Genomic DNA, 14,884 nt, shown 5'->3' with positions numbered 1-14,884 from the left:
GGATGCGTTGCGTTACATGTTCGGGTAGTTCGGCCCGCCGCCGCCTTCGGGCGTGACCCACACGATGTTCTGCGTCGGATCCTTGATGTCGCACGTCTTGCAGTGCACGCAGTTCTGCGCGTTGATCACCAGGCGATCGCTGCCGTCGTCGTTCTGCACGAACTCGTACACGGCCGCCGGGCAGAAGCGCCCCTCCGGCCCCGCGTAGGTGCGCAGGTTCACGTTCACCGGCACGCTCGCATCCTTCAGCGTCAGGTGCGCCGGCTGGTTCTCCTCGTGGTTCGTGTTCGAGATGAACACCGACGACAGACGGTCGAACGTCAGCTTGCCGTCCGGCTTCGGATACTCGATCGGCTCGCATTGCGACGCCGGCTTCAGCATCTCGTGGTCCGCGTGCTGGTGATGCAGCGTCCACGGCACGTTGCCGCCCATCACCTTCTGCTCGAGCCCGACCATCAGCGTGCCCAGGTACAGGCCCTTCGCCATCCATTGCTTGAAGTTGCGCGCGCGGTACAGCTCCGTGTACAGCCACGATTGCTTGAACGCGTCCGGGTACGCATTGAGCTCGTCCGACTGACGGCCGGCCTGCACCGCGTCGAATGCGGCGTCGGCCGCCAGCATGCCCGTCTTGATCGCCGCGTGGCTGCCCTTGATCCGCGACGCGTTCAGGAAGCCCGCATCGTCGCCGATCAGCGCGCCGCCGGGGAACACCGTCTTCGGCAGCGACAGCAGGCCGCCGGCCGTGATCGCCCGCGCGCCGTACGACACGCGCTTGCCACCTTCCAGGAACGCGCGGATCGACGGGTGCGTCTTGTAGCGCTGGAATTCCTCGAACGGCGACAGGTACGGGTTCGTGTAGCCCAGGCCCACCACGAAGCCGACCACGACCTGGTTGTTGTCCATGTGATACAGGAACGAGCCGCCGTACGTATCGGACTTCAGCGGCCAGCCGGCCGTGTGGATCACGAGACCCGGTTTGTGCTTGGCCGGATCGATTTCCCACAGTTCCTTGATGCCGATCCCGTACGCCTGCGGATCGGCGTTCGCGTCGAGCTTGAACGTCGAGATCAGTTGACGGCCGAGGTGGCCGCGGCAGCCTTCGGCGAACAGCGTGTACTTCGCGTGCAGCTCCATGCCGAGCTGGAAGTTCTCGGTCGGCTCGCCGTCCTTGCCCACGCCCATGTTGCCGGTGGCGACGCCCTTCACCGAACCGTCGTCATTGTAGAGGATCTCCGCAGCCGGGAAGCCGGGGAAGATCTCGACGCCCAGCGCCTCGGCCTGCTGGCCGAGCCAGCGCGTCACGTTGCCCAGCGAAATCACGTAGTTGCCGTGATTCTTGAAGTTGTCCGGCAGCGCCCAGTTCGGCGTCGTGACGGCGCTCTTCTCGGACAGGAACAGGAAGCGGTCTTCGCTCACCTCGACGTCGAGTGGCGCACCGCGTTCCTTCCAGTCGGGAAACAGCTCGGTGATCGCGCGCGGGTCCATCACCGCGCCCGACAGGATGTGCGCGCCGATCTCGGAACCCTTCTCGAGCACGCACACGCCGATCTCGGTGCCTTTCTCGGCGGCCAGCTGCTTGAGCCGGATCGCGGCAGACAGCCCGGCGGGGCCGCCGCCGACGATCACGACGTCGTATTCCATCGATTCGCGCGGGCCGTATTGCGCGAGCAAGTCCTGTGTGGTCAAAATCCTGTCTCCTGCTGCGTCCCGACCGTCAGCGGTCAGAACTGGTCTTCCGTCAACGCGAGCACGCTCTCGTTGCCCTTCGCGCCGACGATCGACGCTTCGAGCGCACTCGCCTGCACGAGCACGTGCTCCGCATAGCATTGCGCGATCGCGATCTTCGCGTCGAAGAACGCGACGTCGCTCGCGCGGTTCGCGTGCGCAGCCAGCAGTGCGCGCGCCATCTGCCAGCCACACAGCACGACGCCCGCGAGCTTCAGGTACGGCACGCTGCCCGCGAACACCGCGTTCGGGTCCTGTTTCGCGTTCGCCAGCACGTAGTCGACCACCGCCGACAACGCGCGCGCCCCCTTCTCCAGTTGCGCCTTCATCGATGCGGCCGCCGCGCCGTCGAGCTTGCCGAGCGCCGCGACCGTGTCGCCGATCTCGGCGATCAGCGCCTTCGCGACCGCGCCGCCGTCGCGCAGCGTCTTGCGGCCGACGAGGTCGTTCGCCTGGATCGCGGTCGTGCCTTCGTAGATCGCGAGGATCCGCGCGTCGCGGTAGTACTGCGCGGCGCCGGTTTCCTCGATGAAGCCCATCCCGCCGTGCACCTGCACGCCGAGGCTCGCCACGTCGTTCACCATCTCGGTGCTCCAGCCCTTCACGACCGGCACCAGATATTCGTAGATCGCCTGATGACGCGCGCGCGTCGCCTCGTCCGAATGGCGGTGCGCCATGTCGCTGTGCGCGGCGGCCACGTAGGCGAGCGCGCGCGCGCCTTCGGTCAGCGCACGCATCGTGCCGAGCATCCGGCGCACGTCCGGGTGATGGATGATCGTCACCGACTGCTTCGCCGAGCCGTCCACCGGGCGGCTCTGCACGCGTTCCTTCGCGAATGCGGCGGCCTTCTGGTACGCGCGGTCGGCCACGCCGATCCCCTGCATCCCGACGCCGAAGCGCGCCGCGTTCATCATGATGAACATGTATTCGAGGCCGCGATTCTCTTCGCCGACCAGGTAACCGATCGCGCCGCCGTGATCGCCGTATTGCAGCACCGCGGTCGGGCTCGCCTTGATCCCGAGCTTGTGCTCGATCGACACGCAGTGCACGTCGTTGCGCGCGCCGAGCGAACCGTCTTCGTTGACCATGAACTTCGGCACGATGAACAGCGAGATGCCCTTCACGCCTTCCGGTGCGTTCGGCGTGCGCGCCAGCACCAGGTGGACGATGTTGTCCGCCATGTCGTGCTCGCCCCACGTGATGAAGATCTTCGTGCCGAACACCTTGTACGTGCCGTCGCCCTGCGGCTCCGCGCGCGAGCGCACCAGCGCGAGATCCGACCCGGCTTGCGGCTCGGTCAGGTTCATCGTGCCGGTCCATTCGCCGGAGATCAGCTTCGGCACGTAGCGCTGCTTCTGCTCGTCGGTGCCGGCCGTCAGCAGCGCCTCGATCGCGCCGTCGGTGAGCAGCGGACACAACGCGAACGACAGGTTCGATGCGTTCAGCATCTCGATGCACGGCGTCGCGATCAGCTTCGGCAGGCCCTGGCCGTCGTATTCGGCCGGATGCTGCAGCCCCTGCCAGCCGCCCTCGACGAACTGACGGAACGCTGCGCCGAAGCCCGGCGTCGCGGTCACGACGCCATCCTTCCAGCTGCTCGGGTTGCGGTCGCCTTCGACGTTCAGCGGCGCCAGCACCTCGCCGCAGAATTTCGCGGATTCGTCGAGCACGGCCTGCGCCGTGTCGACACCCGCATCCTCGAAGCCCGGCAACTGCGCGACGGCGTCGATGCCTGCGAGTTCCTTCAGCACGAACAGCATGTCCTTGACGGGGGCGTTATAGCTCATGGTCGATGTTCCATTCAGGCGGTGAATAGGGGCGCCACGGGGGCCGGTACGGCAAAACCGGCCAGTGCCGGGCGACGCGATGGGCCATCCTAACGCCGGGGATCCCGATTCCCATTGTCATATCCGGCCCACATGGTGACAAAACCGGCCACGTCGCACGCCGCACGCGGCCCTTGCGCGCGGCGGTGAAGCCCGCCGGGCGGGCGTCGGCGCCCGATCCGTCCGTCTCGACAATGGCGGCAACGCGCGCCAAAAAACGGCCCGTTGCACGCGCGGCTCCCCGGCTCGAAGCGGCAAAGGGAGCCGGTTATGGGAGTGTCCTCTGAAAAACCGGCCATGAATACCGCAAAGGAGCCGGTTATGGGATGCGATCCGTGAACCCGTGAAACCGCGAATCAGCGACACCCGGCCCCACTCCGGCGTCACGCGCGGCGCCGATACGTCCCCGGCGTACTGCCCGTCCAGTGCCGGAACGCGCGATGAAACGCGCTCGGATCGTCGAAGCCGATATCGGCGCCGATCGCCGCGATCGTGTCGGGCGTATCGGTCAGCCGCTGGATCGCGACATCGCGCCGCAGCTCGTCCTTCAGCACCTGGAACGTCGTCCCTTCGGCGGCCAGATGGCGGCTCAGCGTGCGCACCGAGCAATGCAGGTGCTCGGCCGCCTGATCGATCACGGGCAGATCCGGCAGCGCCGCCGACAGGTATTGCCGCACGCGATGGCACACGAGCTGTTCGCTGAACGATTCGAAGATCCAGTCGCCGGGCGCGCGCGCGAGGAACTTGCGCAGGTTGCGTTTGCTCTGCCGGATCGGCGCGTCGAGGTAATCGGCGCTGAAGCGCATCAGCGTGCGCGCGCAGTCGAACTGCACGGCCCCGGTGAAGAAGTACAGGTGATCGACCGCATGGCGCGGCCGCGGGCACGCGAACTCGATCTGCAGCAGCGGAATTTTCTGCCCGATCAGCCAGGAGCACACGCCGTGCACGAGCTTGAGCATCAGCTCCTGGCCGAGCGCGCCGATCGGTCCGATGGCGTCGTTCGGACGCAGCAGCACCTGCGCGACGAGCTCGTCGCGCTTCGATTCGACAAAGAAATCGTCGAGCAGGATATGGAAGAATTGCCCGAAACGATGCAGCGCCGTTTCGAGGTTGCGCGCATCGAGCAGGCTCAGGCACAGGTACTTCAGCGTGCCGCCGCGCAACGGGCGCGAGAAGATGCCGGGCATCTCGTCGTCGAGGTCGATCGCGAGCGTGCGGTACAGCGTCGAGAACTGCTCCTCCGTCACCCGCGCATGCGGCTCGCCGAGCAGCTCGATCGGAATGCCGGCGCCGCGCAGGTAGCGCTCGACCACGTCGCGCTGCACGCCCGCGCTCGCGAGAAAACCGTTGACGAGCGAGATCGGCACCGTCGCGCTCGGCGACGGCAGCGCACGCCCGGGCTGGGCGGAAAGTGAATCTGAGCCGGTCATCGCGTCCCCGTCGATCGAACCGACCGCATTGTACTTGAGCGGCCCGCGCGCCACCTTCGGGGCTTTCCACGCACACCGCGCCGCGCAGCCGCGGCCGCGCGGCGGGTCGCGGCGCCGTCATCAGTCGGTGCGGCTGAGTTCCCGGCGCAGGATCTTGCCGACCGTCGACTTCGGCAGCCGGTCGACGAAGCGCACGAGCTTCGGCACCTTGTACGCGGCCAGGCTCGCGCGGCAATGCGCGACGAGATGCGCTTCGGTCACGTCGGCGTCCGGCGCCAGCACCACGAACAGCTTGACGGCCTCGCCCGTACGCGGGTCCGGCACGCCGATGCACGCGCATTCGGCGACGCCCGGCAGCGCGGTCGCGACCGCCTCCACCTCGTTCGGATACACGTTGAAGCCGGACACGATGATCATGTCCTTCTTGCGGTCGACGATCCGCAGGAAGCCGGCCGCGTCGAACACGCCGACATCGCCGGTGCGGAAATAGCCGTCCGCGGTGAACGCGGCCGCATTCGCGTCCGGCTTCTGCCAGTAGCCGCTCATCACCTGCGGCCCCTTCACGCAGATCTCGCCCGCTTCGCCGATCGCCACCTCGCGATCCTGGTCGTCGAGCAGCTTCACGTCGGTTGACGGCAGCGGCAGGCCCGTGGTGCCCGTGAACCGGTCGATCGACTGCGGGTTGAACGACACGACCGGCGACGTTTCCGACAGCCCGTAGCCTTCGCGGATGAAATTACCCGTCACCGCCTTCCAGCGCGACGAGATCACGTCGATCACCGCCGCGCCGCCGCCGGCCGACAGCTTCAGCCGCGACCAGTCGACCTCCTTCAGCCGCGGATGGCCGGCAAGCCCCGCGTACAGCGTGTTCACGCCGACGAACACGGTCGGCCGCGCGGCCTTCAGCACGTCGACGAACCCGTCCATGTCGCGCGGGTTCGCGACGAGCCAGTTCTGCGCGCCGATCGCGAAGTAGGACAGGAAGTTCACCGTCAGCGCGAAGATGTGATAGAGCGGGATCGCCGTGACGATGACCTCTTCGCCCGGCTGGCGCGCATCCGGCACGATCGCCGCGAACTGCGCGACGTTCGCGACGAGGTTGCGATGCGACAGCGCCGCGCCCTTCGACAGGCCGGTCGTGCCGCCCGTGTATTGCAGCAGCAACAGGTCCGCGCCGCTTTGCGCAACCGGCTCGCACGCGAGCGATTCGCCGGCGGCGATGGCGTGCGCGAGCGCGGTCGAACCGGGCGGCAGCGCGTCGCACGCGCCGGCCGGCGCATCGACGACGCCGAGATCGTCGCGCCCCACGCTCAGCACGGTGCGCACGCGCGTGCCGCCGACCACGTCCGCGAACGTGCCCATCGACCCGCCGCAGACGATCGCCACCTCGACCCCCGCGTCGTTGAGCTGATGCTCGAGCTCGCGCGCGGTGTAGTGCGGATTCACGTTGACCTGGACCGCGCCGATCTTCGCGACGGCGACGAACACGACCGGAAACGCGAGCACGTTGGGCAGCATCACGGCCACGCGATCGCCCTTGCGCACGCCGACGACCTGCTGCAGATACGCGGCCAGCGCGCTCGACAGGCGCTCGACGTCGGCATAGGTGAGCGTGCGGCCGAACGCATGGAACGCCGGACGGTCGGCGAAGCGGCGCATCGCGTCGTCCAGCAGCGCGCTGACGGAGGGATGGCGGTCGGCGTCGATCTCGGCGGGGATCGGGCCATACGACCCGGTCCAGTGTCTGTTCGTCATGTCTCACTCCTCTGGGGACGGCACGCCAGCCTGCGTGCCGTTCGCACGGCGGCCTGCACGCCGGAAGGACGCGGGCCGCCGCCTGATCGGCGACTATCGCGCGCACGACGCGCTTTGCAAATGATCCGGGCGGCCGAAAACATGATCGAAACGGACAGGCGAGGCGCGTGCCTGCGCAACATCGCACGGCGAACGCGTGTCCGCCCGGGCAGCTCCGTCGGTGCCTCAGGGTGAACCCTGTGGCGAATGGGACCGTTCCCGAGCAGAATTGCGTGCCGTCAACGATATCGATTCGGACGCAGGATCCCCGTCATGCCGCGCAGTGCGCTCTCGAAACCTCCCCATGCCCAGCCTACCGGGCTGCCGGACGCCGCCGCCGCCCACGCGTTGCGCGAGCAGCGCTTCACGCCGGCCAAGCTGGCCGTGCTCGTCGACGTGGCCGCGCAAGCCGGCCTCGACCCGGCGACGGTGCTCGCCGGCACCGGCCTCGCGCCGGCCGACGTCGCGGACCCGTTCACGCTCACGTCGCCGCTGCAGTTCCTGACGGCCGCGCGCAATGCGGTCGGCCGGTACGACGGCACCGACCTCGGCGTACGCGTCGGCCGCCTGCTGCGCGCGTCGAGCTACGGCATGTACGGCTACGCGATGCTGTGCTCGGAATCGCTCGCGCGCGCGTTCGATTCGGCCGTCAAATATCACCGGCTCGCGAACGGCATGCTGCCGATCCGCTGGGTCGAACAGGGCGATACCGCATCGTGGCTGTTTCCGGACCGCCACGAAGTCGCGCTGCCCGATCTCGACGAGCCGCTGTACCGTTTCCTGATCGACATGCAGTTCGCGCTGCACGTGACGATCATCAAGGACGTGATGGGTGCGTGGTGCGTGCCCGCGCGCGCGCAGTTCGCGCAGCCGCGGCCGCCGCACGGGGCGCTGCTGACCGACGCGCTCGAATGCCCGATCGCGTTCGACCAGCCGCATCACGTGCTCAGCTATCCGGCGGCATGGCTCGCGCGCGCGCCGCAGCTCGCGAATCCGATCACGGCCGCGCAGGTGTCGTCGCACTGCGCGCAATTGCTCGACGCATTACGCAGCCAGTCGGGCATTACGCGACGCGTGTACGAGGAGCTCACCCGCACGCCGGGACAATTCCCGGACATCGACGCGATCGCCGAGAGCCTGTGCATGACGTCGCGCACGCTGCGCCGCAAGCTCGAAGCCGAAGGCACGTCGTACAGCGAACTGCTGACGAGCGTGCGCAAGGCGCTCGCGATCGACTATCTCGGCACGACCACGCTCAGCACCGAGGATATCGCGCTGACGCTGGGCTTCAGCGATGCAGTGGGATTCCGCCACGCGTTCAAGCGCTGGACCGGCACGACGCCGAGCGACGTGCGGCGCAAGCGCGGCAAGTAGCGCCTGCCGAGCGCGGTCAGCGCGTACCGTCGCCCGCCGCCGGCGACGCGACCGCCAGCGCGAACTCGAACACCGCACCGCGCCCTTCCCGGTCGACGAGCCGGATGCCGCTGCCGTTGAGCGCCAGCATCCGGTGCACGATCAGCAGGCCCAGCCCGCCGCTCGTCGCGGTGCCGCCGCTCATCGGCCGCTGCGGCCGCTGGAACAGCCCTTCGCGCCGTGCGGCCGGAATCCCTTCCCCGGTATCCGACACGGTCACGATCACGCGATCGCCGTGCGTCTCCAGCGCGATCTCGACCTCGCCGTGCGAAGGCGTGTGCCGCAGCGCGTTGTCGAGCAGGTTGGTCAGCACGCGCTCGATCATCCCGAGATCGGCCGATACGACCGGCACGCGCGGCGGAATCCGCGCATGCAGCGCGACGCCGCGCGATTGCGCGGCCAGCTCGAATTTCTGGAACACGTCCTGCACGAGATCGACGAGCGAGAACGGCTCGCGCTCGGCCTGCACGCCGCCCGATTCGAGCCGCGCGAGTTCGAACAGCGCCTGCGCGAGCCGCCCGACCTTCGCGCTCTGCGCGAGCGCGATCGACAGGTAGCGCCGCCGCTCGGGCTCGGGCAGCGTGTCGGCCTTCAGGGACAGCGTCTCCAGATAGCCGTGCAGCGACGTCAGCGGCGTGCGCAGGTCGTGCGAGATGTTCGTGATCAGTTCGCGCCGCTGCTGGTCCTGACGCGTCAGCGCGCGCCACTGGTCGCCGATCCGGTCGGCCATTTGCGCGAACGCGGATTCGAGCACCGCGATGTCGTCGCCGCGGCGGCCCGGCGGCAAGTGCAGCACCGGCGGCGGCGTGTCGGGCGTGTTGAGCGTGTCGGCCCCACCCGGCGCGCGGGGCGCACCGTTCGCGTCGAAGTCGCGCATCGCGGCCGTCAGCCGGCGCAGCGGGCGCGTGATGAAGCCGAATGCGACGAGCCCCGCGAGCAGGCCGAGCAGCGCGACGATCGCCATCGACCACAGCGTCGTGCGCAGCACGTTGCCGGCGTCGACGCGCGCGGCGAGCCGGTCATGCGCCTCGCCGAGCAGCACCACGTAGATGTAGCCGGACGGCGGCTGCCCCGCGCGCTGCAGCGGCGCGGCGCTGAACACCTTGCGCGCGTCCGGGCTGCGCGGATCGTCGCCGAGGATCGGCAGCGGCTCGCCCGCGATGAAGCGCTGCACGGGCGCGAGATCGACGCGGTCGCGCTTCACGTGGCCGGGCGGCGCGTCGTCGCCCTTGATGCGCCCCGCGTTGTCGAGCAGGTACACCTCGACGCTCGGGTTCACGCCCATCAACTGGCCGAACAGCGTGCGCACGGCGTCGGGGCGCAGCCCGTTCGCGTCCATCAGCGGCGCACTGTTGGCGATGTTGGCGGCCAGGTCGCGCGACAGCGCCTGCACGACTTCCTTCTCGCGCATGTCGTTCGCGCGGATCTGCAGCCACGCCGACGCGCCCGAGCACGCGAGCAGCAGGATCGAGAACACGAGCGACAGCCGCCGGGTGAGCGTGAGCTTCATCATGCGTCCCGCTGGCCCGGCGCGGCGAGCTTGTAGCCGCGCCCCCACACGGTGAGGATTCGCACCGGCTCGGCCGGATCGGCCTCGATCTTCGCGCGCAGGCGGTTGATGTGGGTGTTGACCGTGTGTTCGTAGCCTTCGTGCTGGTAGCCCCACACGGCGTTCAGCAGGTCCATCCGCGAGAACACCTTGCCCGGGTGCCGCGCGAAGAAATACAGCAGGTCGAATTCGCGCGGCGTGAGGTCGATGCGTGCGCCGTCGACGCTCGCCTCGCGCGCGATCGGGTCGATCGCGAGCCCCGCGACGTCGAGCGTGCCCGCGTCGATCCGCGAATCGCGCGCGAGCGCATCGACGCGCCGCAGCAGCGCCTTCACGCGCGCGACGAGTTCGAGCACCGAGAACGGCTTCGCGAGGTAGTCGTCGGCGCCGAGTTCGAGGCCGAGGATCCGGTGCACCTCGCTCGACCGCGCGCTCGTGATGATGATCGGCGTATAGCGCGTCATCGCCCGCGCGCGCCGGCAGATCTCGAGGCCGTCGACGCCCGGCAGCATCAGGTCGAGGATCAGCGCGTCCCAGTTGCCCTGTTCGAGCAGGCGCAGCCCTTCGGCGCCGTCCGCGCTGTGCACGACCTCGTAGCGCTCGTCGCGCAGGTGCAGGCTCAGCACGTCGGCGATGTCGGCGTCGTCCTCGACGATCAGGATGCGTTTCGGTTGGTCCATGGCGGTGGGCGGCGGCACGTAGGAGCGGGGCTCAATAACGGTGATCGGCGGGCGATCGGCCCGGATCGAAGCGCGGCGGGAGGCCGCGCTGCCGTCATTGTGCAAAATTTTGCGGCGGCGAGGGATCACATTTCGTTTAAGTTTGGATCGTGCGCGTGATGTGAGCCCCTATCCGCGAGGCTTCCCGCTCCGGCCCCTCAAACTCGATTCCACGCCCCCCCGCAATAGACACGAAAAAAAGTGCGCGAGATGCCCCGTGCCGCCCTTTCCCTCGGCGCGGCGCGCGGCCGGCATCCGTGCGGCCGCCGCTGCAAGAACGAGCGCGGCGCCGAATGCCAGCCTGACCGAGCCGCTATCGGTCGATGATCGAAAAGGCGACCTCCGTCAGCCGGCCGCCCTGCCCCGCGTTACGCCGCGGCCGCTTCGGCCCAGGGCGGCCGGAAATCCAGACCGAGATGCTGGCTGATCGCCGCATCGAGACGCTCGACCGCGTCCCGCTCGATCCGCGTGATGCCCGGATGCCAGATATCGACCAGCAGGCAAACCCGCGGCTCGTCGCTGTCGTTCCAGCTCTCATGTTCGAACGTATCGTCGAAAATGATCGCGCGCCGGTCCGGCCACTCGCGCGTCTCGTCGCCGACGCGCAGTCGCGAGCCATGCGGCACGATCAGCGGAAGCTGGCAGGTCAGCTTGAGATTGGTCGTGTCCGAATGCGGCGGAATCCGCGTGCCGCCCTGGATCACCGAAAAGATGAACGCGCCGCTCGGGCTGAGGAAATCCTGCACCTCGCGCATCAGCGCCGCGGTGCGCGGGCAACGGCGGCAATTCTCCTCGACCTCCGGCTCGCCCTTGCGCCTGAAATAGAACGACCCCCAGTCGTTGCGCCGGATCGACTCGAACCGTCCCGCCACCTGTTCTTCGTACGGCAGCAGCATCGACGTGGTGACCTGCGCGAGGAACTCCTCGCGCAGCACGTCGACCGACGCCTCGAGCGTCGACGTGAACGCCTCGAGCTCCGGATAATCGGACGCGTCGTACCACGGCTTCCCGTCGAGCCCCGGGAAATAGAACAGCAGCGGCCGCTGATGTTTCGGCAGCGCGGGCAACGGAACCCGCCCCGTATTGATGTCGACGAACGCGATCACGCGTTCGAGCGCCGCCCTCCCGTACTGCGACACGAGCGCATCCAGCGTGTCGTGAATCGCATTGCTCATCTCCTGTTTCAAAGTCGCTCTCCTTGGCTATCGTGGGGTGACAAACGAAAAAGATTGCCGCTACCGCATGACGCATCGCACCTGCATCGAACCGGCGCGCCCGGCCCTACACGCGCGCCGTCGCCTTTGCTTCTTCCACCGGGTCGGCGGCCCAGCCGCCGATCGTCGCGCCGTATCCGGACGCCGCCGCGACCAGCACGCCGACGCCGCACCACACCGCCTGCACGCCCCACTGGCTGACCAGGTAGCCGAGCAGGACCGACGCGATCATGCTGCCGAGCTGGAACACCAGCGAAAAGAACGAGACGGCGCGCGATCGCAGCGCATCGGGCGTGCGGTGATGCAGCACCGCGTTGACCACCGCGCCGGCGATGCCGAGGCACAGCGCGACCCCGCTCAGCACGATGCCGAACGCGACGACGTGATTCGCCCAGCGCGTCAGCACGAGGCTCACGGCGAGCCCGGCGAACGGCAGCGTCACGGCGAGCGCTGGCCGCGCGGCGCATTGCTTCATCACGCGATACGACACCCAGCCGCCCGCGCCCTTCACGACCAGCATCAGCGTGAGGAACAGGCCGAACGCCCAGGTCGCGCCATGCATCGGCACGAGCGTCTTCAACACGACCGGCCAGTAGCTCTCCAGCACCGACACGACGCCGCCGAGCAGCATGCAGAGCAGGATCAGCGGCCGCACCGCGCCGCCGTGCCACGTGAACCGGACCAGTTCCCGAAGATCGTCGAGAATCCTGCCGGCGGGCACCGCCTCGTGCGGCGCCTGCTCCGCCTCGGCGAAAAACCACGACGTGAGACCCAGCAGCACGACGAACAAGCCGCATGCGAGCGCGAGGCCGATCTTGTACGGGTTGTCGAACAGCCGGCTGCCGATCAGGTCCGGGAGCACGCCGCCGACCAGCGACATGCTCGCCAGCCCGAGCGCGGAAGCCAGCTCCGCACGGCCGAGAAAATACGGAATCCGCTTCGTTTCGCCGTGCTCGCGCAGCAGGCCGACATACCACGCGTCGACGGTCCCGGAACTCATCGCGCGCGCGATGCCGAAGCTCGCCGCCGCGAGGTACAGCATCGGCTTCTGGCTGAAGCACAGCATCAGCGCGCAGCCGACGCTGTTCATCAGCAGCGATACGCGATAGGTCCGGATGCGGCCCACGCGGTCGGCCATCGCGCCGAACGGCAGCTCCAGCGCGATGGTCGACAGGCTGAACAGCGCCGCGTAAAGCCCGATCTCGAACAGCGTGAAATGGTTGTGCAGCAGGAACAGCGTGACGACCGGCAGCACGAGGCCGAAGGTACCCCACAACGCCGCCTGCTGCAGGCAGTACCGCAGGTGGACGGTCATCGGCTGTCCTTGTCGCCGGACTCGAGCAGCAGGTACTCGCCGTCTTCCGCGCTGCCGGCGCCGATCTCGGCGAAGCCGCACGCCGCATAGAACGCCAGCGCCGGCGCGTTGGCGCGCAGGCACTTGAGCCGATAGCGGGTGGCCGGCCAGCCCGGCAGCGCGCGCAGCAGCGCGCGGCCGACGCCGCTGCGGTGGTGCGGCCGGGACACGTGCAGGTGGTGGATGAAATGGTCGGGTTCCCAGACCGACACGAAGCCGGCGAGTCGCCCGCTTGCGTCCTCGGCGACCCTCAGCCGCTCGCCTTCCGTCTGGGCGTCGAAGTCGGCCGGCTGGAACGCGCCGGCCGGCACCCAGACGAAGGTCTCGCGGCGCGAGTGCAGGAACAGCTCGCGCAGGGCCGGCGTATCGGCGGCCACTGCGTCACGTACGATGATCTTCATGATTCGCTTCCCTTGCAGCGGACGTGGTTGCCGGGTCGGCGCAGCCCGGCAGGCTCGCCATCACGTCGGCGACGAAGCGTTCGGTGTCCCAGCTGTGGTCCACCGTCGCGCCCAGCCGCGTGATGACCACGCGGCACGACGGCACGATCACCACCAGCTGGTGATTGAAGCCGTCCATCATCACCAGGTCCTCGGGCAGCGACGGAAACCGGCGCGCGCCGCCGGCGCCGGCATTCAGCCAAAGATGCGCACCGAGCCGGCCGTCGTGCCGGGTCGCCTCGGGCGTCGCCATGAAACGCACCCAGTCCTCATCGACGATGCGCGCGCCGCGCCACACGCCGTGCTGCAGGATCAACTGGCCGAGCTTCGACCAGTCCCGCGCCGATGCCAGCATGTAGCTGCTGCCGACCAGCGTGCCCGACGCGTCGGGCTCCATCATCGCGGTGCGGATGCCGAGCGGCTCGAACAGCCGCGCCCGTGCGAACGGCACGATGTCGAGCGGCCGCGGCGAGACCGCGCGCGCGATGATCTTCGCGACCAGCACGCTGCCGCCGCTCTGGTAGTCCACCTCGCGGCCGGGCGCGATCTTCAGCGGCCGGCTCGCGACGAAGCGCGCCATGTCGGTCGACTGGTACAGCATCTTCGTCGTGTCCGAGCCGGGCAGATAGCCTTCCCGGTAGTCCAGCCCGCTCGTCCATTGCAGCAAGTCGCGCAACCGGATCGCCTGGCGCGGGTCGCCGGACGACGCCCAGTCGTCCAGCAGGCGATCCTGCGCGAGCGTCAGTTTGCCGTCGCGGGCCAATACGCCCGCCAGCAATGCGGTGACGGTCTTCGTCATCGACCAGCCGAGCAACGGGGTATCGGCCGTGACGCCCGGCGCGTACCGCTCGCCGACGAGCTTGCCGTCCTGCCGCACGACCACCGCCAGCGTGTTGCGCAGCGATCCGGGCGCCGGCTCCGCCACCGCGCGATCCAGCACGGCGCCCAGCGCCGGCGGCGGATCGGACGGTATGGCATCGTCGAGGTTGTCGGCCTCGGCCGACGCGCCCGGCAGCGCGAGGCCATCGCCCTCCACGCGCAACGCGTCGATCGCGTCGGCCGGCGCGATCGTGCAGCCGAGGCCCGGCCGGTACAACGCGACCGTCGAGCGCAGCACGCCGAGCCCTGCGGCCTCGACGGTCTGTCGCGCACGGTCGATCCGGTACGTGACGAAGTCGAACAACGGATTGATCGGCTGCACCTCGCGCGCGAACACGGCGCGCGCATCGCCGTCGCTACCGTCGCTACCGTCGCCGCCGGCGAGCACGCGCGCGCACAGGTAATGCGACGCATAGCCGGTCGCGGCGGGCAGCGCCCAATACAGCAGGCCCACGGCAGCGGCCAGCAACAGCATGACCGTGACGGCGAGAATCTTGACGGCGGTAGCGACACGGGACGGAGGACGATCCGGCATGGGGAG

The 14,884-nt window shown here is 68.8% G+C and carries 10 protein-coding genes and 1 pseudogene; 1 reads left to right on the top strand and 10 read right to left on the bottom strand.

The annotated features are described in order from the left end of the window. Window positions 1–12: 12 nt before the first annotated feature. From HWX76_RS18520 to HWX76_RS18505, 4 genes and pseudogenes are all read right to left on the bottom strand, one after another. Window positions 13–1,686 (bottom strand): electron transfer flavoprotein-ubiquinone oxidoreductase, encoded by a 1,674-nt coding sequence (locus HWX76_RS18520; RefSeq protein WP_176016149.1) that lies wholly within the window; start codon window positions 1,684–1,686, stop codon window positions 13–15. A gap of 35 nt (window positions 1,687–1,721) precedes the next feature. After that, the gene (locus HWX76_RS18515; protein WP_124631912.1) at window positions 1,722–3,512 is read right to left on the bottom strand and encodes an acyl-CoA dehydrogenase; all 1,791 of its coding nucleotides are present in this window, start codon (window positions 3,510–3,512) and stop codon (window positions 1,722–1,724) included. A gap of 422 nt (window positions 3,513–3,934) precedes the next feature. Continuing rightward, window positions 3,935–5,055 (bottom strand): annotated as a pseudogene (locus HWX76_RS18510) (AraC family transcriptional regulator). Window positions 5,056–5,101: 46 nt separating this feature from the next. After that, the gene (locus tag HWX76_RS18505) at window positions 5,102–6,736 is read right to left on the bottom strand and encodes an AMP-binding protein (protein WP_050016029.1); all 1,635 of its coding nucleotides are present in this window, start codon (window positions 6,734–6,736) and stop codon (window positions 5,102–5,104) included. A gap of 312 nt (window positions 6,737–7,048) precedes the next feature. On the opposite strand from HWX76_RS18505, the gene HWX76_RS18500 reads away from it, so the two are divergent. Beyond that, complete coding sequence (locus tag HWX76_RS18500) at window positions 7,049–8,149, top strand: AraC family transcriptional regulator (RefSeq protein ID WP_124557484.1); 1,101 nt, start codon at window positions 7,049–7,051, stop codon at window positions 8,147–8,149. Between the two features lie 16 nt (window positions 8,150–8,165). Here the strand turns inward: HWX76_RS18500 and HWX76_RS18495 are convergent, their stop codons facing one another. From HWX76_RS18495 to HWX76_RS18470, 6 genes are all read right to left on the bottom strand, one after another. Continuing rightward, window positions 8,166–9,698, bottom strand: a complete 1,533-nt coding sequence (locus HWX76_RS18495; protein ID WP_124631913.1) for a HAMP domain-containing sensor histidine kinase — start codon at window positions 9,696–9,698, stop codon at window positions 8,166–8,168. Then, window positions 9,698–10,417, bottom strand: a complete 720-nt coding sequence (locus HWX76_RS18490) for a response regulator transcription factor (protein WP_050016036.1) — start codon at window positions 10,415–10,417, stop codon at window positions 9,698–9,700. The genes HWX76_RS18495 and HWX76_RS18490 overlap by 1 nt, the downstream gene beginning before the upstream one ends. Window positions 10,418–10,824: 407 nt before the next feature. Beyond that, window positions 10,825–11,631 carry an aspartyl/asparaginyl beta-hydroxylase domain-containing protein gene (locus HWX76_RS18485; RefSeq protein WP_050016037.1) on the bottom strand — a complete coding sequence of 269 codons (807 nt, stop codon included), beginning with the start codon at window positions 11,629–11,631 and terminating at the stop codon, window positions 10,825–10,827. A gap of 106 nt (window positions 11,632–11,737) precedes the next feature. Beyond that, window positions 11,738–12,985 carry an MFS transporter gene (locus tag HWX76_RS18480; RefSeq protein ID WP_050016040.1) on the bottom strand — a complete coding sequence of 416 codons (1,248 nt, stop codon included), beginning with the start codon at window positions 12,983–12,985 and terminating at the stop codon, window positions 11,738–11,740. Further along, window positions 12,982–13,425, bottom strand: a complete 444-nt coding sequence (locus tag HWX76_RS18475; RefSeq protein ID WP_050016042.1) for a GNAT family N-acetyltransferase — start codon at window positions 13,423–13,425, stop codon at window positions 12,982–12,984. The genes HWX76_RS18480 and HWX76_RS18475 overlap by 4 nt, the downstream gene beginning before the upstream one ends. Then, window positions 13,406–14,878 carry a serine hydrolase gene (locus HWX76_RS18470; RefSeq protein ID WP_089490241.1) on the bottom strand — a complete coding sequence of 491 codons (1,473 nt, stop codon included), beginning with the start codon at window positions 14,876–14,878 and terminating at the stop codon, window positions 13,406–13,408. The genes HWX76_RS18475 and HWX76_RS18470 overlap by 20 nt, the downstream gene beginning before the upstream one ends. Window positions 14,879–14,884 lie beyond the last annotated feature (6 nt).

Origin of the sequence: Burkholderia sp. BCC0398 (assembly GCF_902833245.1) — a bacterium.
GTDB classification, from domain to species: domain Bacteria; phylum Pseudomonadota; class Gammaproteobacteria; order Burkholderiales; family Burkholderiaceae; genus Burkholderia; species Burkholderia sola.
Note: the sequence above shows the minus strand (reverse complement) of the source record. Positions and strands in the feature narration are given on the sequence as shown.

Bases quoted from the DNA above. Each gene is read 5' to 3' on its own strand.
- HWX76_RS18500 (WP_124557484.1), top strand. From the start codon at position 7,049: ATGCCGCGCAGTGCGCTCTCGAAACCTCCCCATGCCCAGCCTACCGGG.
- HWX76_RS18480 (WP_050016040.1), bottom strand. From the start codon at position 12,985: ATGACCGTCCACCTGCGGTACTGCCTGCAGCAGGCGGCGTTGTGGGGT.
- HWX76_RS18485 (WP_050016037.1), bottom strand. From the start codon at position 11,631: ATGAGCAATGCGATTCACGACACGCTGGATGCGCTCGTGTCGCAGTAC.
- HWX76_RS18515 (WP_124631912.1), bottom strand. From the start codon at position 3,512: ATGAGCTATAACGCCCCCGTCAAGGACATGCTGTTCGTGCTGAAGGAA.
- HWX76_RS18505 (WP_050016029.1), bottom strand. From the start codon at position 6,736: ATGACGAACAGACACTGGACCGGGTCGTATGGCCCGATCCCCGCCGAG.
- HWX76_RS18475 (WP_050016042.1), bottom strand. From the start codon at position 13,425: ATGAAGATCATCGTACGTGACGCAGTGGCCGCCGATACGCCGGCCCTG.
- HWX76_RS18470 (WP_089490241.1), bottom strand. From the start codon at position 14,878: ATGCCGGATCGTCCTCCGTCCCGTGTCGCTACCGCCGTCAAGATTCTC.
- HWX76_RS18490 (WP_050016036.1), bottom strand. From the start codon at position 10,417: ATGGACCAACCGAAACGCATCCTGATCGTCGAGGACGACGCCGACATC.
- HWX76_RS18495 (WP_124631913.1), bottom strand. From the start codon at position 9,698: ATGAAGCTCACGCTCACCCGGCGGCTGTCGCTCGTGTTCTCGATCCTG.